The 20,435-nt window shown below is 57.5% G+C and carries 21 protein-coding genes and 1 pseudogene; 14 read left to right on the top strand and 8 right to left on the bottom strand.

Features of this window, described 5'->3' with window-relative positions; translation table 11 throughout:
* The first annotated feature begins 76 nt into the window (after positions 1–76).
* Positions 77–1,095: pseudogene (locus R6T97_RS15135) on the top strand (IS110 family transposase).
* Between the two features lie 323 nt (positions 1,096–1,418).
* Positions 1,419–1,562 carry a hypothetical protein gene (locus R6T97_RS15140; protein WP_410350117.1) on the top strand — a complete coding sequence of 48 codons (144 nt, stop codon included), beginning with the start codon at positions 1,419–1,421 and terminating at the stop codon, positions 1,560–1,562.
* Positions 1,563–1,788: 226 nt separating this feature from the next.
* On the opposite strand, the gene R6T97_RS15145 is transcribed toward R6T97_RS15140, so the two are convergent.
* Entirely contained in the window at positions 1,789–1,998 is a 210-nt protein-coding gene (locus R6T97_RS15145; protein ID WP_410350118.1) for a hypothetical protein, read from the bottom strand.
* A gap of 111 nt (positions 1,999–2,109) precedes the next feature.
* On the opposite strand from R6T97_RS15145, the gene R6T97_RS15150 reads away from it, so the two are divergent.
* From R6T97_RS15150 to R6T97_RS15205, 12 genes are all read left to right on the top strand, one after another.
* Positions 2,110–3,675 (top strand): ABC transporter substrate-binding protein, encoded by a 1,566-nt coding sequence (locus R6T97_RS15150; protein ID WP_410350119.1) that lies wholly within the window; start codon positions 2,110–2,112, stop codon positions 3,673–3,675.
* A 56-nt stretch (positions 3,676–3,731) separates the two neighbouring features.
* Entirely contained in the window at positions 3,732–4,730 is a 999-nt protein-coding gene (locus R6T97_RS15155) for an ABC transporter ATP-binding protein (protein ID WP_410350120.1), read from the top strand.
* Positions 4,731–4,825: 95 nt separating this feature from the next.
* Positions 4,826–5,782 (top strand): ABC transporter ATP-binding protein, encoded by a 957-nt coding sequence (locus tag R6T97_RS15160; RefSeq protein WP_410350121.1) that lies wholly within the window; start codon positions 4,826–4,828, stop codon positions 5,780–5,782.
* Positions 5,782–6,714 carry an ABC transporter permease gene (locus R6T97_RS15165; RefSeq protein WP_410350122.1) on the top strand — a complete coding sequence of 311 codons (933 nt, stop codon included), beginning with the start codon at positions 5,782–5,784 and terminating at the stop codon, positions 6,712–6,714. Before R6T97_RS15160 ends, R6T97_RS15165 begins: the two co-directional genes overlap by 1 nt.
* Positions 6,711–7,592 carry an ABC transporter permease gene (locus R6T97_RS15170; RefSeq protein ID WP_410350123.1) on the top strand — a complete coding sequence of 294 codons (882 nt, stop codon included), beginning with the start codon at positions 6,711–6,713 and terminating at the stop codon, positions 7,590–7,592. The genes R6T97_RS15165 and R6T97_RS15170 overlap by 4 nt, the downstream gene beginning before the upstream one ends.
* A gap of 1 nt (position 7,593) precedes the next feature.
* Positions 7,594–8,538 (top strand): sugar phosphate isomerase/epimerase family protein, encoded by a 945-nt coding sequence (locus tag R6T97_RS15175; protein WP_410350124.1) that lies wholly within the window; start codon positions 7,594–7,596, stop codon positions 8,536–8,538.
* Positions 8,535–9,458 carry a sugar phosphate isomerase/epimerase family protein gene (locus R6T97_RS15180; protein ID WP_410350125.1) on the top strand — a complete coding sequence of 308 codons (924 nt, stop codon included), beginning with the start codon at positions 8,535–8,537 and terminating at the stop codon, positions 9,456–9,458. The genes R6T97_RS15175 and R6T97_RS15180 overlap by 4 nt, the downstream gene beginning before the upstream one ends.
* A complete protein-coding gene (locus R6T97_RS15185; protein ID WP_410350126.1) occupies positions 9,455–10,891 on the top strand; it encodes an alkaline phosphatase family protein in 1,437 nt (478 codons plus the stop codon). Before R6T97_RS15180 ends, R6T97_RS15185 begins: the two co-directional genes overlap by 4 nt.
* 197 nt (positions 10,892–11,088) lie before the next feature.
* Positions 11,089–11,793 carry a phosphoglycolate phosphatase gene (gph, locus tag R6T97_RS15190; RefSeq protein WP_410350127.1) on the top strand — a complete coding sequence of 235 codons (705 nt, stop codon included), beginning with the start codon at positions 11,089–11,091 and terminating at the stop codon, positions 11,791–11,793.
* A gap of 96 nt (positions 11,794–11,889) precedes the next feature.
* Positions 11,890–13,098, top strand: a complete 1,209-nt coding sequence (locus tag R6T97_RS15195; protein ID WP_410350128.1) for an alpha-D-ribose 1-methylphosphonate 5-triphosphate diphosphatase — start codon at positions 11,890–11,892, stop codon at positions 13,096–13,098.
* Positions 13,095–14,321, top strand: coding sequence for an MFS transporter (locus R6T97_RS15200; protein ID WP_410350129.1), 1,227 nt, complete (start codon positions 13,095–13,097; stop codon positions 14,319–14,321). The genes R6T97_RS15195 and R6T97_RS15200 overlap by 4 nt, the downstream gene beginning before the upstream one ends.
* Positions 14,278–15,096, top strand: a complete 819-nt coding sequence (locus R6T97_RS15205; RefSeq protein ID WP_410350130.1) for a sugar phosphate isomerase/epimerase family protein — start codon at positions 14,278–14,280, stop codon at positions 15,094–15,096. Before R6T97_RS15200 ends, R6T97_RS15205 begins: the two co-directional genes overlap by 44 nt.
* A 48-nt stretch (positions 15,097–15,144) precedes the next feature.
* Here R6T97_RS15205 and R6T97_RS15210 read toward each other — a convergent pair whose 3' ends face one another.
* The 7 genes from R6T97_RS15210 to phnC form a co-directional block, all read right to left on the bottom strand.
* Positions 15,145–15,627, bottom strand: coding sequence for a hypothetical protein (locus tag R6T97_RS15210; RefSeq protein ID WP_410350131.1), 483 nt, complete (start codon positions 15,625–15,627; stop codon positions 15,145–15,147).
* On the bottom strand, positions 15,624–16,178 hold the full coding sequence (locus R6T97_RS15215; protein ID WP_410350132.1) for a hypothetical protein: 555 nt from the start codon (positions 16,176–16,178) through the stop codon (positions 15,624–15,626). Before R6T97_RS15215 ends, R6T97_RS15210 begins: the two co-directional genes overlap by 4 nt.
* On the bottom strand, positions 16,159–16,788 hold the full coding sequence (locus R6T97_RS15220; protein ID WP_410350133.1) for a DapH/DapD/GlmU-related protein: 630 nt from the start codon (positions 16,786–16,788) through the stop codon (positions 16,159–16,161). The genes R6T97_RS15215 and R6T97_RS15220 overlap by 20 nt, the downstream gene beginning before the upstream one ends.
* Entirely contained in the window at positions 16,785–17,642 is an 858-nt protein-coding gene (gene phnE, locus R6T97_RS15225; RefSeq protein ID WP_410350134.1) for a phosphonate ABC transporter, permease protein PhnE, read from the bottom strand. The genes R6T97_RS15220 and phnE (R6T97_RS15225) overlap by 4 nt, the downstream gene beginning before the upstream one ends.
* The gene (gene phnE, locus R6T97_RS15230; RefSeq protein ID WP_410350135.1) at positions 17,639–18,571 is read right to left on the bottom strand and encodes a phosphonate ABC transporter, permease protein PhnE; all 933 of its coding nucleotides are present in this window, start codon (positions 18,569–18,571) and stop codon (positions 17,639–17,641) included. Before phnE (R6T97_RS15230) ends, phnE (R6T97_RS15225) begins: the two co-directional genes overlap by 4 nt.
* Positions 18,572–18,637: 66 nt before the next feature.
* Positions 18,638–19,600, bottom strand: a complete 963-nt coding sequence (phnD, locus tag R6T97_RS15235) for a phosphate/phosphite/phosphonate ABC transporter substrate-binding protein (protein WP_410350136.1) — start codon at positions 19,598–19,600, stop codon at positions 18,638–18,640.
* Positions 19,587–20,402 carry a phosphonate ABC transporter ATP-binding protein gene (phnC, locus tag R6T97_RS15240; protein ID WP_410350137.1) on the bottom strand — a complete coding sequence of 272 codons (816 nt, stop codon included), beginning with the start codon at positions 20,400–20,402 and terminating at the stop codon, positions 19,587–19,589. Before phnC ends, phnD begins: the two co-directional genes overlap by 14 nt.
* Between the last annotated feature and the right edge of the window lie 33 nt (positions 20,403–20,435).

Consider the following 20,435-nt stretch of genomic DNA (forward strand, 5'->3'; position numbering starts at 1 on the left):
GATAGCTCCTGCTCGACCCGTCGTCGCAATGCGCCATACTGCAGTTGTTATCGACTGCTTATGAGAGAGCTACCCAATGCAGGTTACAACTGTCGGTCTTGATTTGGCCAAGAATCTCTTTCAGGTCCACGGCGTGAGTGAGAATGGCGAAGTCGCTTTTAATCAAGCCTGCGGCGGTCGCAGCTGCTCGCGTTCTTTGAGACACTCCCACCCTGTCTGGTTGGCATGGAGGCTTGCGGCTCCAGCCACTGTTGGGCCCGGCAGTTGAGTAAGTTGGGCCATGATGTGCGTCTGATCCCCGCGATGTATGTAAAGCCCTAAGTGAAACGAGGCAGATCCGATGCGGTTGATGGCGCCGCGATCTGCGAGGCGGTGACGCGTCCAACAATGCGATTTGTCGCGGTTAAGTCAGAAGAGCAACAGGGCGTTCTTTTCCTCCACCGCGCCCGCGATCTGATTGTCCGGCAGAGAACCCAACTAAGTAATATGCTGCGTGGCTTGCTGGGCGAGTTCGGTATCGTGATTGCGCAGGGGATCGGCAGTGCGATCAAGTTTGCAAAGAGTGTGCTGGATGGCGACAAGCCAGGCATTCCAGAAGTTGCCATTGATGTGCTCGGCAATCTGAGCAACCAACTTGTTGCTTTGCACCTCCGCGTGCGTTGGTATGAAATGCGTATACGGCTTCAAGCCAAGCAGGACCCCCGCGTGACGTTACTTCGGTCGGTCCCGGGCGTCGGGCCTGTGACCGCGTCAGCAATTGTAGCAACAGCGGGTGATGCCAGTCAGTTCAGGAACGGTCGCGAATTTGCCGCCTGGCTAGGGCTGACGCCGCTCAACCGATCAAGTGGTGGCAAGGAGAAACTCGGACGTATCACAAAGATGGGGGATCGATATATCAGACGCCTGCTGGTCACTGGGATGACCTCTCGGCTGAGGCAGATGAAGACACATCCGGAACGCGTGGATCCGTGGGCGCGAGCTCTGCTTGAACGCAAACCAGTCCGCCTTGCCACCGTGGCAATGGCGAACAAGACAGCGCGGATCATCTGGGCCGTCTTGACCAAGAACGAATACTACAGACCGCATACGGTCTAAACTGAGGAGAACAGAACACAAGAGACAGCAAGACCATTGAAATGATGGAGCACAGTCAGCCCGTCAGCCGAGAAACCCCGTCGAATGTCAGGGACATCATTTGTCCGCAGACCGGTTTGGGACTTGGTTTGCGGAAACCATCAGGGCCAGCGGCCACGTGTGCCGCACAAACAGGCCGGACACACGTCTGCCTCTGACCAGTGCAAAATTAACTTCAAATATGTCTTGCTTTGCAGCAGCTATCCACACAGGCCATTCGTGCATCATGCAGCATTTTCGGAGGGTTAAGGTCGGCAGAGCGGGACAAGGACAGCGCAGCGGATATGGTCGACCTGCTCAAGCGCCTTAACGCTGCACGGGGCACAACGACACTCCTGGCTACACATGATAACCGCATCCTTGATCGCGTGGACCGTATCCTGACGCTGGAAGGTGGAAGGATTGTCACCACTGCGGATCAATTCTGATCCTGTCCATGTGCCCCTGTAAGCACTGCGACTAAACGCAGATCAAGCTTAGCGGACCATTCTTCAAGATTTTCGCAAAACCGGATGCGCAGTCCTTAACGCAATAACGCCCGAAGGAGGTCGATGATCCCCGACGCCGTAACTGCATCTTGCGTAGGCTGCCAGACGCCGCGCCAACCTTGACAGCTGGAAACGCCCAAAAAGCGGCATTGCCTGTTCAGTGAAGCTACCGCAGCTTTGCAACTGGCGCTTCCGGCCCGTTGGCTGCGGCAGCTAGAATTTGCTTTTGATCATTAACCTGCCTGAACACATAGAAGTCTCTGCTGCGTTTTTTACAAAAGGTAAATTGGTTTGTCATGTGCATGTCATCCAGCGGGCATACTTGGACATCGGACAAAACATCCGGATGATTATTAATGACCGTTTCAACCACCACATGCTGTGCCGCCTACAGTGTCCTCGGCCTCAGGACTCAATATCAAATATCCCTTCTCAGCGAGAAGAAAGCGTCCTCTGCCAAACTCAAAACCACAGGAGTATTTCTACAATGCTAAGACGCATATTCACAGTTGTTGCTGTTGCTTCGGTCACGCTGACCGCAGTACCTGCTGTAGCTCAGGACGACAGCCGACCGGACCTGGTCATCGCCGTCAACAATCTGCCTGGAAGCCTCGAAGGGATCGAGGAAATGGGCAACGTTGCCGTACGTATCACCTATTCGATGTTTGACAGCCTGATCCGCCGTGATTTTCTGGCCGATGGGTCGGGCACCGCGTCGAAATTGGTGCCAGGTCTTGCCGAAAGCTGGACCCGTATCGACGACCGCACGCTGGAATTGAAGCTGCGCGAAGGCGCAAAGTTTCATGATGGGTCCGAACTGACCTCAGACGATGTGGCGTTCAGCTTTGTTGCCGGGCGCGGGCGCGGCTATGACCCGTTGATCGGTGCGGCAAAAAGGTTCATGGACAGCATAAGCCACGTCGTTCCTGTCGACAAATACACAGTCCGCATCGTTTCAAAAGAGCCCGACGTCCTGTTGGAGCAGCGCCTTGCGGGCTATGCGTTTTGGATTGTCGAAAATAAGACCTATCTACGCCAGGGCAAAGACGTCTTTGCCCGCAATCCGGTCGGCACTGGTCCCTACAAGATGGACGAATGGGTCGAAGGCGAATACATCCGCTTGTCAAGCCACGACGATTATTTCGGCGGCAAACCCACTGCCAAAACCGTGACCTTCGTGCAGGTTCCCGAAGTGTCGGCGCGGATCGCGGGGTTGGTGTCAGGCGAATATGATATTTCTGTCAATATCCCGCCGGATCAAATTCCGACAATCGAGCGGTATGACGACTTGAAGGTTGAACAGATCGTTTTAGACAATACGCACATGTTGGTTTTCTACCCGAACGGACCGTTGGAGGACCAGCGCGTGCGCCAGGCTTTGGCAATGTCGATCGACCGTGATTTGTTGCGCCGCGCGCTTTGGGCGGACAAGAATTACACCCCGAACGGTCACCAATTGCCGTCGTATGAGATGTATATCGAAGATTACCCCGATTTTGAATATAGCCCCGAAAAGGCCAGGGAGCTCTTGGCCGAAGCAGGATATGACGGCGAAGAAATCGTCTATAAATTCCCGCTCAACTATTACCTGCTATCGACCGAAGCCGCCCAGGCGATGCAACAAATGTGGCAGTCCGTTGGCCTCAACGTCAAGCTTGAGCCGGTCGAAAATTGGGATCAAGTCACCGATGCGGATGCTCAGGTGAACATTCGCCCTTGGTCGAACACCCACCGCATCCCTGATCCCTTGGGCAGCTTTGTACCACAATGGGGTGCGTTTTCCGACGTGCAGAACAATCAACAAGACGACGCCCGGTCGTGGGATGCCCCTGAGGCCTTCAATGATGCGCAAAATGTCATCATCACTGAAACTGATTGGGAAAAGCGCCAAGAGGCCTATCGCGATGCGTTGGACATCTGGATGGACGAAACGCCGGGTACGATGCTGTACAACCCGCTGGAAACCTACGCCGTGCGCGATGGTGTAACTTGGCAGCCATATGGCCTCTATTATATGGATCTGCGCCCCTACAACCTGCAATTCGCCGAATAAGGCTTATGAGGGCGGCCCTCGTTCGGGGGCCGCCCAACCTATTTTCGAGGGGTCCCATGGTTTTACGTGTCACATCATTGGAAGTAAGCATCGACCGGAAAAAAGGCGGCCCTGTGCACCCGGTGCGCGGTGTGTCTTTTGCGGTTGAAACGGGTCAAACGCTGGCACTTGTCGGCGAATCTGGTTGCGGCAAATCCATGACCTGCCTTGCTATTGCTGGCCTTCTGCCCAGACGCGGATGCGTCAGCGCCGGTCGCGTGGTTCTGGACGGAGCGGACCTTGCAGCACTCCCCGCAGCAGAGGCGGCGAAACTGCGCCGCCGTCATGTTGCCAGCGTCTTTCAGGACGCAACTGGCGGTCTGAACCCTGTGCGCAGCATCGGATGGCAGGTGGCCGAAGCCGTGCGCCTGCGTCAAGGGGCAACGCGCGCCGAGGCGGACCGCGAAGCGGTGCGCCTGCTGGGCCGTGTCGGCCTGCCCAATCCGGAGCGCCGCGCAAAGGAATTTCCACACCAGTTTTCCGGTGGCATGAACCAGCGCGCGATGATCGCACTGGCCGTCGCCGGCAATCCCAGACTGCTTGTCGCCGACGAGGCAACCACCGCGCTTGACGTGACCGTTCAGGCGCAGATCATTGATCTGATCGCCGATCTTCGCGACAGCCTTGGCATGGCGGTGCTTTTCGTCACGCATGATCTTGGACTGGTGGCGCAAAGCGCGGACCAGGTAGCCGTCATGTATGCAGGCCGCGTGGTCGAGACCGCCAAGGTGTCTGATTTGTTTGCCGCGCCGCGACACCCCTATGCGAACGGGCTGCTTAAAGCCTTGCCACATCTTGCACCCGCTGGGGGGCGCATAGCGACGATCGAGGGCGCCGTGCCTACGATTGACGCGCTCCCGCCAGGATGTGCCTTCGCGGCAAGGTGCAGCCGCGCCTCAGAGGCTTGTCGCATGTCAGATCCCGAACTTAACGGCAACGTGGCCTGTCACCACCCTTTCCCATTGCCTGAAAGTCAAAAGGTGAATCGCTACGAGGACGAGAAGATCATGGCATGATTGCCCTCTTGTCCCGCGCCAAAGCCTAGAGTGCCGCCTCTCTTTCAAACCTCTCACGATGGCAAATCGCGCTGCATCAAAGCGCCAAGGAGAATATGTTGAGCTATATTGAAGCCATAGATCTGGTGAGATATTACGAACAAAGCAGTCGGGGACTGTTTCGCAAGCCACACAAGTTCCGGGCACTTGATGGTGTGTCGCTAAAACTTGAAAAAGGCACAACGCTTGGCATTGTCGGAGAGTCCGGCTGCGGGAAATCCACGCTCGTGCGGGTTCTGCTGGGCCTGCTCAATGCCGATGGAGGCAGCGTCAACCTCGACGGACAGCCGACGCTAAACGTGCCGGACAGGCAATGGCGTGCGCTGCGGCGGAAGATGCAACTGGTCTATCAAGACGCTGGGGGGGCGCTTGATCCGCGGCTGCGAGTAAGGAACCAGATCGAAGAACCGCTGCACATTCACAATCTTCCACTTGACGCCGTAGACCGCATTCTTGTGTCAGTTGGTCTTTCTGGCGCTTTGGCGGATCGCTATCCGCACGAGCTGTCCGGCGGGCAGTTGCAACGCGTGGTGATTGCCCGCGCCTTGGTTCTCGATCCCGAGCTTCTTGTGCTGGACGAACCAGTTTCAGCGCTTGACGTGTCAATACAAGCGCAGATCGTCAACCTGCTGATGGATTTACAGCGGGATCGCGGTCTTACTTACCTGTTCGTCAGTCACGATCTGGGCGTGGTGCGTCAGATATCGACCCGTGTGGCCGTCATGTATCTGGGCCGTATCGTCGAAGAAGCGCCGCGCGATGCGCTATTTGCTAACCCTTTACATCCATATACGCGCATCCTGATTGATGCCGTCCCAAAGCCGGACCCATCGCTGCGGCGCGCGACCCGGATTGAGATCGGTGACCCACCCAACCCGGCCGATCCACCATCAGGCTGTAGCTTTCATCCGCGCTGCCCATTGGCCACCGCGCAATGTAAGATAGAATCTCCAGCCTTGCGTGATTTTGGTGACCGCCGCGTAGCTTGCCATCTGATCAAGGAGACTGTCTGATGTTCTGGTTTCTGACGAAATCACTGCGCGCAGTAATTACGCTATGGCTCGTTGTCACGTTTGTCTTCTTCGTCTTGCGCCTGTCTGGTGATCCGACCAACATGCTACTGCCCGATGACATCGACGAGGCGACACGCACATTCTACCGGCAGCTTTGGGGCTTAGACAAACCGATATTTGTTCAGTATTTGAACTACCTTGGCGCTTTGCTGCAGGGTGATTTCGGGATTTCCTTCCGCAACAATCAGGACGCCTTCCAACTGGTTTGGGACCGCGTTCCTAAAACGGCCCTTCTGACGGGAACGTCGCTGGTGATCTCGTTGGTGATCGGCATTCCGCTCGGCATCGTCGCAGCGCTATACCGCGACAGCTGGATTGACCGCGCCGTGATGGCTGCGTCAGTGTTTGGCTTCTCCATGCCTAACTTCTTTCTTGGTATCCTGCTTATCTTGATCTTTTCGCTGAACCTGCGTGTCCTGCCCTCCTCCGGGTCGGGGACGTGGTGGCACCTTATCATGCCCGCTGCTACGCTTGGCATCAGCTTTGCCGCGCAATTCGCACGGTACACCCGGTCGTCGATGATCGATGTGCTGAACAAGTCCTACATGCGGACTGCACAGTCCAAAGGGGCCGGTATGGCGCGCCGCGTGAACCTGCATGCGCTGCCCAATGCCGCCATTCCCGTGATCACGATCCTTGGTTTCAAGGTTGGTGAACTGCTCGGCGGTGCGATCATCACCGAGACAGTATTTGCTTGGCCCGGCTTGGGCAGGCTGTTGACCAGTGCCGTGGCATCGCGCGATCTGGCCGTGGTGCAATGCATCATGATCCTTTTGGCCATAACCATGGTTGTGGCCAACATGCTGACTGATCTTGCCTATGGCTGGCTTGATCCACGCGTGCGCGTGGGCGCAAAGGCAGGTTCACAATGACTGATACAACGCTTGTTCGGCGCCGACGCCATGCCTTGTTTCGCTGGTTTTCTGAAACACCCCTGACGGTCACTCTTGCCGCATCCTTCATGGTTCTGATGCTGTTTGTGATGCTGTTTGCGCAAGTTATCCAACCCTACGCATTTGACCACATCGACCTGATGAACCGCATTTCCCCACCTGTGCCGCTACAAGGCAGCACGTTGATGCATCCGGCGGGCACCGACACCTTGGGGCGTGACCTTTTCTCGCGACTGCTTGTCGGAACGCAGACCTCGATGCTCCTTGCGCTTCTGGGGACATGTCTGGGGGCCATTCTAGGCATTGCGCTAGGATTTTTAGCTGCGCACAAAGGACGGTTTTGGGACGAGGCAATCATGGGATTGGTTGATTTTCAAGCCGCAATGCCTTGGTTCATTGTCGCGCTCGCAGTGCTGGCGTTCCTGGGCAATTCGATGGTGATGTTCATTGCCATCATGGCCCTTTATGGTTGGGAAACTTACGCACGTATCACGCGTGGCCTTGTTCTCTCGGCACGAGAACAGGGATATGCGCTGGCGGTGCGCGGGCTAGGCGCACGACCACGGTGGATCTATTTGCGCCATATCCTTCCCAATATTTCTGGTCCGTTGCTTGTGCAGCTTACCGTGAATTTCCCGTCTACAATACTGTTCGAAACTTCGCTCAGCTTTTTGGGGCTGGGCATACGTCCCCCCATGACATCGCTGGGCCAGATGCTGGGCGAAGGCCGCGACTACCTGATCAGTGCGTGGTGGCTGGCCGTGGTCCCCGGCGTAATAATTTTCCTTATCACGCTGTCCATGTCGATCCTTGGCGACTGGTTGCGTTCTAAACTTGACCCTTCACTGGAGGACTAACATGTCCATTGTTACAGGCTGCGGCCTCAATCTGACGTCTATTGCACCAGGAGACCTCGAGGGCGCTGACAGGCTGATGGCCTACTGGGCCGAAATCGGCTGTTCCCATGTCGAGATAAGCGCGCGTCGGCTGGACATCATCGTCGGCGGGCAACTCAGCATGCCCGCAGTGCGGCGCGTTGCCAATATGATCGACCAGCACGGCATGGCACCGGTGCTGCACGCGCCGCACGGGATCAACCTGATGGACCGTCCCCGGCGCGATATGCATGTGGCCGCAGCGGAAGCCTCGATCGAGTTCTGCAGGATTACCGGTTGTTCATCGATGGTCCTGCATTCGGGTCACGTGCCGGCGCAGGAATGGGTGGTCCATCGTGATGCGCTGCTCGGCGAGGAACGCGACCAAATGCGCCGCTTGGGTGATCTGGCCGAGCAGGCAGGTGTCAACATTGCCGTGGAAAACCTGATCGCCAGCCCGTTAAACGCAGAGCGTATCATCTATGGTGCCGATCCACGTGCATTGGCAACGCAGCTTGATGCCGTCGATCACCCGCGTGTGGGTGCCTGTCTTGATTTTGGGCATGCCTTCCTCTCGGCAGCGATGCTTGGCTTTGACTTCATCGATGCGTGCGCAACGCTCAGTCCGCAGGTGTGGCATCTTCACCTGCACGATAATTTCGGCCGCCCCAGCGGTCGAACCGGTATCGACGACAGCGGTGACGCAGCCGTCATGGGACAAGGTGACATGCATGCCCCCATATTTTGGGGTGCGATCCCATGGACCGAGATTTTGCCCAGGATGCAATTTCGTCAAGGCACCTTTGGCATGATCGAATTGGACGGGCGCTACAACGCCTATGCAGAGGGCGTCTTGCAATCCGCCCACAACATCGCCGCGCATCTTGACGGCGCGCCACTAGTCAACCCTTGGGAGCAATCCATATGACCCATATCGTTTCAACAGGCTTCAACACCGGAATCGCCGATGGTGACCTTGGTCGCATTGCGACCCGCCTTGACCACATGGTCGAGATTGGCTGCACCGGCGCAGAAATCACCGCTGTCGGACTGGATGCAGTCGTTGACTGTCGTTTGATTCCTGATCGGGTGGCAGATTTGCGTAAGATCGTCAGCACGCGTGACCTGAACTATTCGTTGCACGCTCCCATTGCTATCAACCTGATGGATGAGACCCATGTCGACATCATGGCGCGGGCAGCAACCGTGTCGATGGAACTTGCGGCAGAGATCGGAGCCGGTGTCGTGGTGCTTCATCCGGGTCGGGTGTCCCCCCAGAATTGGGTCAATCGGCAAGACCAGCTTTTGCAGTTCGAACTCGAACAGCTTGGACCTGTTGCCGATCGGGCGGCAGAGCTTGGTGTCCAGATCGCCTATGAGAACATCTCGCCAAATCCGCGTGTGATTGCGGGTCAGGAAACCTCCTATTCGCTGGACCCTCGCGCCCTCGCGGATCAACTCGCGCGGTTGAACCATCCGGCCGTCATGGCCTGTCTTGATATCAGCCACGCACAGCAGGGTGCCGGGCTTTGGGGCTTCGACATGCTCGAGGCCTGCAAGGCGCTTGGCCCTTGGGTCGGACATATCCACTTTTCTGATTCAACCGGCCTTCCCGCGACATTTCCGACTGGGTCGCGCAACGAGCAACAGTTCTTTGGTGTCGGGGACATGCACGCCCCTCAAGGGTTTGGCCGAGTTGATTTCGCAGCGCTTGCGGCGAGTCTACAGCTCCGCGAAGGCACGCGAGTGGTGATCGAACTCAAGTCCAATTTTCTCGTCCATGCCGAACAGCAGACGCTGGCAGCGGCTCAAAGCTTTGCCAATGCAGTCAATGAGGCCCTATCATGACACAAGCCGACCGCGTTGTAATCGTCGTGTTCGACGCTCTGCGCCCGGACATGATCGCAGGCCGTATGCCCCATCTTGAGTCCTTCGCCTCGCAAAGTCTGTGGTTTCGTGAAGCGAGATCGGTCTTTCCGTCGATGACACGGGTGGCCACAACGTCTTTTGCCACAGGCGACTGGCCAGCGCAGCACGGCATCGTCAACAATAGCTTTCATTTACCGGATGTCATGCAGGGCATGCCCGTGGACACTTCAAACTTCGATCATCTTACCGGGCTGAAATCATCGCAGGGACAGGTCGTGACGATGGCAAGCCTTGGTCACGCGCTGGCGGCGGCGGGCAAGCGGATGGGTGCCGTGCATTGCGGGACCGCAGGCGCGGCGTATCTGGTCAATCATGATGTGGCTGCAAATGGTCACTGGACCTTTTCGATACATGGTGAAGCCAGCACGCAAACGCCCGACGCCGTGCAGCGCGCAGTGGCCTTGCATGGGGCACTTCCTGACTCAGAGGTTCCGAAATTTGCGGCGCTGAACTATGCGGAACGCGTGTTCATCGACATGGCCCTCGCCGAGAATGGACCGGATGTTGCGCTGATGTGGTTACCTGAACCAGACACCACATGGCACAAATTTGGCCTTGGATCGGACGAGGCGACACGTGTAATGGCCGCTGCGGACAAAGTTTTTGCCAATGTGCTCGACGCAGTCCAAAAAAGGGGTGGGCGCACGGCGGTCATTGCAATGTCTGATCATGGCCAAATCACCATGACCAAGCGCAGCGATATCTGCACAGAAATGCAGGCCGATGGTCTGCCGGCCCATCATCGCCCAGGGAAAGAACACAGATTGGCCCTGACCCAAGGCAATATGGGCGAGCTGCGCAGCCTTGATGGTGACCAAGACCTCATCGCTGATGCCTGCGACTGGCTGATGTCACGGGACGACATTGGCATGATCTTTGCACGCGATGACATGTCTGACGCCCTTCCCGGCACCTTGCCGATGTCTCTGGTTCAGCATGGGCACGACCGCTCCCCAGAGTTATTCTTTCTGATGCGATCGTCAGAGCAAGCTGACCAGTGGGGGCTGCCGGGTACAGGCGGATTGATGGCCGGTGTGGAATTGGGGGGTGGGATGCATGGCGGGCTGAACCGCTATGAAATGAACACGACGCTGATCGTGAACACACCGGACGGGCGACGGGGTCTAGACACGATGCCTGTTGGACTTGTCGATATCGCGCCAACGGTCTGTGACCTGCTTGGTGCGGACATGATTGCGGCGGGCCATCCTTTGCCATTGTTTGAACCTGCCACGAACCACGTTGTTCCAGAGGTATTTCGCGATGGTCGCGGCCCATTCATGCAAGAGTTGCTCCGGCACAATGTTGACGGACGTGTCTATCTGGACAACGGCGCGAGGGTGACTGAATGACGCTGCCTCAATACCGGGTCAACGCTAGAACATTCGCAGGCCTCTAATGCGCCAACTCTTGTATTCGATCACCAAGGTTGGCCAAGTTTCATCTAGGCCTTTGCGCCCGGTGCGCTCGTATCCTGAATTGCGAAGTGCAAAACTCCAAATCGCGCGCTTATCGGCAGCCGTGCTAAAATGCCTCGAAAGGCCCTCTGATGACAGCAATCATATTTGATCTTGACGGTACGCTCATTGATAGCGTGCCCGATATCCATAAAGCAGCGTCTGACATGCTTGCAGAAACAGGGCACTCGGCGCTTGGCATTGCCAAAATCCGTAGTTTCATCGGCAACGGTGTACCTGCGCTGATCACCAAAATAATGCAAGAAATTGACTTGGACCACGAGGATCGTGCGCGTCACGCTGTTCTGGAAGAGTGCTTTATGCGCCATTACACGGCTGCGCCTGCCGTTCTCAGTAAGCCATTCGACAATGTGCGTGCGACATTGGATTATTTTCTTGCAACCGGGTTCAGACTCGCTGTGTGTACAAACAAACCCGAGGCGATTGCCAAGCAAATACTTCACGACCTGAATATGGACACTTATTTCGCTGTTGTAATCGGAGGGGACAGCTTGACCGTCCGCAAGCCTGACCCGGCACCACTGCACGCAGCAATTGACCAAGCATACGCAAGCGCCGCGATTTATGTTGGCGATAGCGAGGTCGACAGTGAAACAGCGCAACATGCGGACGTTCCGTTCATATTGTTTACCGAAGGGTATCGGCGTGCTTCAATCAACGAAATACAGCATCAAGCGGCATTCTCAGACTTTTCTCAGTTACCTGGACTAGTTCAGATGCTACGAGAACAGGCCAGCGGCTGGTCCCGCGCAAGAATAAACGTAGAAGCGCGCTGAAGACAGGCACAGTAAACCAGTACTGGACAGACCGACAAGTCGAAGTCTGGCGACACGCACTTTAACTGGCTGGCACATGATCATGGAACGAATTTGATGACGATGACATTTGAAGGGGCGAGCGTTGTTCTGCCCGGTGAAATCGCTGAAACGAGCGTGACCATCGCCAACGGGCTCATCGCAGAGATTGGTGGCCCATCGCAGGGTACGGTGATCGACGCGCGCGGGTTGATCCTTGCACCCGCGATGATCGACGTGCATGGCGACGCCTTCGAGCGGCAGTTGATGCCCCGCCCGGGGGTCTATTTCCCGACAGAGGCCGCCGTCATCGACACGGATCGCCAGCTTGCCTGCAACGGCATCGCCACCGCCTATCATGCGATCACGCTCAGCTGGGAACCGGGATTGCGCGACATCGCCCGCGGGCGTGACTTGATGCAGGCCATGCGCGACCTTGCCCCTCGGTTGTTGGTCGAAAACCGGGTACAGTTGCGCTGGGAGACCTTTGCTTTTGATGCATTGGAGACGATTGAATGGGCGCTTGCCGGTCCGCTCTTGCCATCGCTCGCGTTCAACGACCACACCTCAATGACGATGCGGGCCTATGACGTGTCCATGCAGGATCGCGCGTTCGAGTTCAGCCCGGATTTCAGCATCGCCGCACTGGATGACGCGCGCATGAAAAAGCGCACCGCTTCCAAAGCTCATCGCGCAGGCGTGAGCGATGAGGCATATATCTCACTTCTGGACAAGGTCTGGGACCGGCGCAGCGCTGTCCCAGAGATGATTGAAAAAGTTGCCACCTTGGCGCGCGCCGCAGGGGCGCCGATGCTGAGCCATGATGACACAAAGGCCGAGACCCGCAGCTGGTTTCGGGGTCACGGTGCCTCTGTCGCGGAATTTCCCATGGTGATGGAGGCTGCAGAAGCGGCACGGGCAAACGGCGATGCTATAATCTTCGGTGCGCCGAACGCCGCCCGTGGTGGCAGCCATATCGGCTCTCTTTCTGCGGGTGACATGGTCGAGGCCGGGCTGTGCGATGCGCTGGCATCAGACTATTTCTATCCTGCCATGCTTGCCGCTGTCGCACGGCTTGACCTGGACAGGCGCGCCGACCGCAGCCACCTGTGGTCCTTGGTATCGCACGGCCCGGCGCAAGCGATGAACCTCGCTGACCGCGGCGAGATCGCCTTGGGCAAGCGCGCCGATCTGGTGCTGATGGATTGGCCGGAAGGTCACACGCCTTCGATCCGTGGAACGTGGGTTGCGGGGCGGGCCGCTTATCGTGGTCTGCCCGCTGGATGATTAACCGTGACTATCTGCCTGCAATCGGTCTGGGGTTTACCCAGATCATGGGCTACGGAACGCTTATGTACGCCTATGCGATCCTGTTGCCAGCCATGGCTGCGGATCTCGGCCTGAGCCTGTCTTACATCTTCGGGATATTTTCCCTTGGACTATTCTTTGGTGGCCTTTTTGCCCCATTGGCCGGAAAGCTGGTTGACCGCATCGGTGGTCGTTGGGTGATGACGGTCGGGACAATTCTGGCGGCCTGTGCCGTCATGTCTTTAAGCGTCGTCGAAAGCCGTACGGGATTGTTCGTGGCAATTCTGCTGGCCGAAGGCGCTGGCATGTTCGTGCTTTATAACGTGGCGTTCGCATCGATAGCACGCCTTGACCTCAGTGTGCCGCCACAAAGGTCGATCTCGATTATCACCCTGTTCGGTGGCGTGGCATCGACGATTTTCTGGCCTTTGACACTGGCACTCTACACCGCCCTCGGGTGGCAAATGACGTGGATGGTGCTTGGGATCGCGCTCTTGATCACATGTACTCCGGTTCATTTTTTCTGCCTGCGCGGGGCCGAGGTCAAACCGGACAGCATGCCGCGCACCAGCGCCCCGAACTGGCCACAACTCACGGGTCCCGCGCGGCGGCGCGGCATGCTTTGGATGGTGGTTTCTTTCGTGTTCTCCGGCTACCTCATGGGCGCGGTCATGACGCTGTGGGTGACCAATGTGCAGGATCTGGGCCACTCTGCCGCAATGGCGGCACTCGCAGGCGCGGTTATCGGGCCGTTCAAGACGGTGGGCCGGTTCCTCGAGATGCTGGTCAGTCGGAACATGTATCCGCTTTTCACCTATGCGCTGAGCCTTGGATTGATGCTGTCGGGCTTTGGCGTGCTGCTGAGCGTCGGCTTTACCCTGCCGGGTGTGATGCTCGCCGCCGCGCTTTACGGTATGGGCGACGGTATCAAGACCATCGCGCGCGGCACACTGCCCCTCGCGCTTTTCGGTGCCAAAGGATACGGCGCGCGGCTGGGCTGGATTTCATTTGTCCAGATGAGCGTCAACGCCTCCGCCCCCTTCGCCTTCGCATGGGCAACACAAACCTTTGGTGGATGGTGGTCCTTTGCTGCCATGACCGTTTGCCTGTGCGCCGCCATCGCAACCTATACCTACATACCTGACCCAAGGAGAGATCATGATGACACCGCTCAAGATAGGCGCATGCCTGAAAATAGCTGAGATTGATACCCACCGCGACTGGTTGTTCGATGCAAGTCGCGACATAGAGATACAGGATTTCATGTCCCATACGGCGCTTGGCGCAGACCTTGATGACCTGATCATCGCGGCAAGATCCGCACTCGCGGGGCACTCTGGCCGGATCGGTATTCACGGCCCTTACGAAGGGCTTGACCTGGACAACAAGGATGCCGAACTGCGCCCACTCATCACGGCGCGGTTCCTGACAGCGCTGCAAGCTGCCGACCGCATCGGCGCGCGGCAGATGGTGCTGCACTCGCCCTATACGCTTTGGTACCAGAATAATATCTTGAACTGGCCGGATTATGCCACGTCCAAGCTCGGACGCATTTACGACATTCTGGCACCGGTCGTGCGCGAGGCGGAGGCCATGGGGATCACACTGGTGATCGAGAACATTCAGGACGTGCGCCCCGAAACCCGTCGCGAGATGGTCGACAGCTTTGGTTCGGACGCTGTCGCGCTGTCCATCGACACAGGCCATGCGCAGCTTGCGCGCCGGATGTCAGGCGCCCCGCCGGTTGAGGATTTTGTGCGCGATGCCGGCAACCAGCTTGCCCATGTCCATCTTCAGGATGTGGATGGTCACGCGGATCGTCATTGGACCCCCGGACAAGGCGAGGTAGAATGGACCGCTGTTTTTCGTGCGCTGGCCGATTGCGGCAACGCCCCGCATCTGGTGCTGGAACTGCGCGACAAGGCGGAGATCCCCACGGGGTTTGCCTGGCTGGCAGCGCTGGGACTGGCCGAGTAGGACCAGCCCCGCTGCCTAACGAAGCCACAGGATCGGAAATCGCTGCCGTCACAGCGCTTGGGCAAGTGCCGCGATAACAAAGGGTACAGGCAGGCTGATCATGATACGGGTCAACGTGGCCTGCCGCCCCATGAAGGACAATTCATAGGCGAATATCTTGGTCATGGAAAAAAGCGACCACGACGTGATATAGGCAATCGTGGCCACGGGAGACGCCCCGGCCTTGATCGCTGCGGCACCGATGGCAAAACTGACAAAGGCGCCGCCCGGCGTGAGCGGCCCCAGCGCAATCGCCAGCAGGATGGCGGCGATCCCTGCGTCTTCACCCAGCAGGGCGCGCACCTTGTCCTCGGGCAGCAATTCTGCAAAGAAACCCGCGCCCAGCAGGGCAACCAGCACGCGCGGCGCGGTGAACAGAAAAGTATCGACCGATGCGCGATAGGATGCGCGCCGCCATTCCTGATTGGGCAGCCGCCACCACAACAAAAGCGCTGCTGCGCCGATCAGGATGGTTCCGATCAGGATGTTCACGCCAGCCGCCTGAGGGTAATGGCCCGCGCCACGAGCCCCAGCAGGACCGGCACTGGCAGGCACAGCAAATAGCGGGTCCAGACCAGTTCGGTCGGCAAAAACGAGAACTCCCAGATCAATGTCCGGTTCAGACCCAACAAACTCCAGCCCGAGACGAAAGCGACCATTGCCCCGAAATCGGCCCCCGCAAGGGTCAGACCCGCCGCAAGGGGAAAGGTCATCATAGGTCCGCCGGGTATCGCGGCGCCGCAGGCTGCCGCCACCACAAGACCGCGTAGGCCGCTTTCGCGGCCAATCAGACGACCTACCCTGTCACGTGGCAGCAGCATAGGCAGCGTCGCGGCGATAAAAATGCCCGCCGCGATCTTTGGTGACAGTAGAGCCAGAAAGCCAAGGGTTTCCGCCACGATTCCCAAAGCGCGCGCCACACCCGCAATCCATACGACTGCCGCACCACCGGCAAGTGTGAACACCAGCAGAACAAGGAAACTGCCATCAATGACCTTACGGGGTCGACGATCTGCTGGCGGATCAGCCGCAATATTTTTCAATGAAAGCATCAATCTCGAGCGCCCGGATATCAGGGAGTGCGGCGCGGTAAGCATCACGGGACCAGTCCCAGACAGCAATCTCCATCAGTGCGTCAGCTTGCGCCGGTGTAAACCGACGCTTGATCAGACGGGCCGGCACACCGCCCACGACCGTGTAGGGGGCGACATCCCGCGTCACAACGGCACCTGCGCCGATGACAGCTCCCGTTCCGATCGTCACGCCAGCCGTCACCGTCACGGCATGGCCAATCCAGACATCATGTCCGATGGTCACCCAATCAGACTTACGCCACGCGAAGAAATCTTCATCGTCTTCACCCAGCCCATAAGCCTCTGCCCTGTAAACGGAGTGGTGTTGCACGGCGCGCCATGTGGGGTGATTTCCCGGATTGATCCGCGTCGCATTCGCGATGGAACACATTTTGCCGATGGTGGTCCACACCACATGACAATGCTGCGTGATGTATGACCAATCGCCCATCGTTGTCGCGCGCATTGTCGTGCCTTTGCCAACCTCGGTCCATGCACCCAACCCACATTCGACGACGCTAGCTTCGGGGTGGATATTGGGCGCTTGGCCTAGCTGATTCTTCGCACCTGCGACAATCATCGTGATTGCTCTGTCTTGCCGATCAGGCGTTGACGGATCATCGCTGAAAGCCAGTCGATGACATAGACCATGGCGATGATCAGAAAGATGATCGACCATGCCTCATCCCATCGGTAGGCTGAAATGCGATCTGACAGCAGGAACCCGATTCCGCCTGCGCCGACAATGCCAAGGATGGTGCCGGACCGGACATTCGATTCGAAATTATACAACAGGATCGACAGGATCACCGGGTTGACCTGTGACATGATGCCAAATCTTATCTGCTGCAGCCTTGACCCGCCCGAAGCCTTCACACCTTCGACCGGCTTTTCAGATGTGTTTTCGATGGCTTCGGAAAACAGTTTGGCGAAAGTGCCGATTTCACTGACCGCAATCGCAAGGATTCCCGCCAGTGGGCCCAGCCCGAAAGCACGAATGAAGATAAGGGCGAGTATCAATGTTTCAAATGCACGGATGATATCGTAACCGCGTCGCACGCCGAGACGCAAAAAATTTAACCGATTGATATTCTTGGCCCCCAAAAAAGACAAAGGAAAGGCCACAACTGCCCCCAGCACCGTGCCAAGGAAAGCGATCGCAAGGGTTTCCCCCAGACCTTCGAGGATCGGAACGAACTCTTCCCAATTGGTCCAGACATGGGGCGGGAACATGAAACCCAAGACAGTGCCAAGACGGCCCAGACCAATCCAGATTCGCTGCGGCGATATGTCAAAATCATAAAGGCACCAGACGAAAAGACCTATGAACAGTGTCCATAGGGCATAGCGCCGGAGCCGCACGGCAAGCGGGGCACGGAACGCAAGCGGGACCCGCGCCCGCGCGGCATCAATGTCTTTCTGTGTCGGGTTCATGGTTGTGCCTCCATTCCAATGACCCGATGGCGCAGCTTTTCCGAACCATAATCGATGACCATCACAGTGACGAAAATAATGACGAACAGGGCCGAGAGGTCCGTGTATTCCTGCAAACTCATCGCTGTCCGGAATTCCTGCCCCAGACCGCCGGCACCGACGTAGCCGATGATGGACGAAGCACGCACGTTGATTTCGAAGCGCAAGAGCGTGTAGCTGATGATATTGGGCAGAATTTGCGGGACCGCACCATAGCGGATCTGGTCGAACCACGTGCCACCTGCAGCCTTGACCCCGTCAAGTGGCCGCATATCGATGTTTTCGTTCACCTCGGAGTAGAGTTTGCCCAAGGCTCCGGTCGCATGCAGCCCGATCGCAAGGACCCCTGCCATCGGACCCACGGAAAAACAAAAGACAAAGATCAGCGCCCAGACCAATTCGGGCACGGTGCGCGCGATTTCGAGATAGCGGCGACTGGTCCATAGCACCCACTTGTTCGGTGACAGGTTGCGGGCGGCGGGAAAGGACAGAAGAAAGCCACCGACCACCCCAAGAGCAGTTGCCATGAATGCGATCAAAATGGTTTCGATAAGCAAGACAAGCCAGACACGCCACCGCCAGAACCATTCGGCGAGGTCGCTGCCCAGCGTTTCCCAACGCAGCGAGGGTATCATGTTGACAACATAATCGCCAAGTCGCGGGATGCCCGCAGGGATGATCCAGCGCCAGTCGCGCGAACCGTCAGGCAAGGTGACCTGCGTGACCTTGAAGAAATCCCCCAGCCATGCCGTAATCATGAACAGCACCAGAAAGATGGTGCTCCCCATAAGCCAGTTCAGCCGCGCGCTGCGCCTTTTTGCTGCAAAGTCCGATTCGAAGCGCGAGATCGCATTGTCTGGCAAATCGGTCGGGTCGGTCACTGCGGTCATGGTCTGATCCCCGAAAATAGTGGATGGGGCACACTTTGCGCGTGCCCCTTGATCGACGACGGCGGTCTAGCCGCGACGCTGCTCGCGCAACCACGTGCGCATGTCGATGATCCACTGGTAGCGGTCATGGTCGACGCGTACATAGCCGACTGTCGGGTTGTCGTCCTCGGGATCATAGGAGGTGTAGAAATTCCAACCCTCAGGATCGGCGTTGGGGAATGCCTCGACGGCCGCAGTTACCTCTGCGATCATCACCTCAGGCAGGTTGGCGCGCGCGGTCAGCGGGCCAGAGGTGATCTCGGGGGATTCCCAGATGGCGCAGACCTGACCGGGTTCGATCATCCCCTTGAGTTCCATGCGCTGATAAACGCCGGACAATTCGGTATCCTGCCATGTGGCTGCGGCGTCAAACGTGCCGTTGACGACACCCTGTACACCAGCCTCATGACTGCCCGAAAACGGAACAGCCGCAAAATATGTCGTAGGATCAAGGCCTTCACGTTCGACAAGATTAAAATAGGGGACAGCGTAACCGCTGGTTGAATCGGGGTCAGCAAAGGCCAGAACCTTGCCTTCCAGATCGGCCAATGACGTCAGCCCGCTGTCACAGTGCGTCGTGATGATCGAGTAATAGCCTGTGGAGCCGTCCTTGTTCTGCGTTGTCAGCAAAGGGATGATGTTTCCATCTGTCGCCGTATACGCAGCCGCGTAGGACGAGGAGCCGTGAAAGGCGAATTCGATCTGGTCGGCGGCCATAGCCTGAATCACGCCGTCATAGCTGCCGGCGAGGAAAATCTCGACATTGACGCCAAGCGTGCTTTCAAGATGCTCTTTCAAAGGTGCTGTACGGGTCAAGCGATCCTGTTCGTTTTCACCGGACAGGAAACCGATGTTCACAGTCTGGTAGTCCTGTTGCCAGCCTTCGGCGAGCGCCGGAGCCGCGATTAGGGTCGCAAGAGCGGTGGCAGTGATAAAACGCATGGTGGTATCCCCTTTGGTTGCGTTGTCGGTGATTTCAAACCGTCTCATTCACGCGCCCCGTCGCACGTGCGGTGGTCGAGGTGACGGCTTCGTTGAACTCTGCAAAGCCATCGAGCCCGTAGATGTCGCGGACCACGTCATCGGTTAACTGCAAGGCTGTGCCATCAAACATTACGCGCCCGAACCGCATGGCAATGATGCGGTCGCAATAGGCGCGGGCGGTATCGAGCGTATGCAGGTTGACCAACACGGTGATCCCGTCGTCGTTATTGATCCGCTTCAAACCATCCATAACAAGTGTAGCGTTGGCCGGGTCAAGCGACGCGATGGGTTCGTCGGCGAGCATGATCTTTGGCTGCTGGACAAGGGCCTTGGCAATCGCGACGCGCTGCTGTTGGCCTCCTGACAGTGTTCCGGCCCGCTGCAGCGCCTGCGGCACAAGGTCGAGCCGGTCCAGCGCTTCGATGGCCATGGTGCGTTCGGCATCGCTGAATTGCATCGCCATCGAACTAAGAAAACCGTGCTCGGCCAATCGCCCGATCAATACGTTAGTCAGCACATCAAGCCGGTCAACAAGATTGAACTGCTGAAAAATCATCGCGCAAGATCGCCGCCAGTCCCGCAGCGCTTTGCCCTTGAGTGCGGTGATCTCGGTCCCGTCAAATGAAACAGAACCCGAAGTGGGGTCGATCAGACGATTGATCAAACGCAGCATCGTGGATTTTCCGGCACCCGAGCGCCCGATCACACCAACGAACTGGCCGGGATTGATTGTGAGGCTTACGTTATCCACCGCCTTTGTTTCGCCAAAGCTGCGCGACAAGGAAGTGAGAGTTAGGGAAGCGGTCATGGCAATTCATCCGAATGATTCTGCCTTGACCAT

The organism is Yoonia sp. (assembly GCF_046498525.1).
Lineage (GTDB): Bacteria > Pseudomonadota > Alphaproteobacteria > Rhodobacterales > Rhodobacteraceae > Yoonia.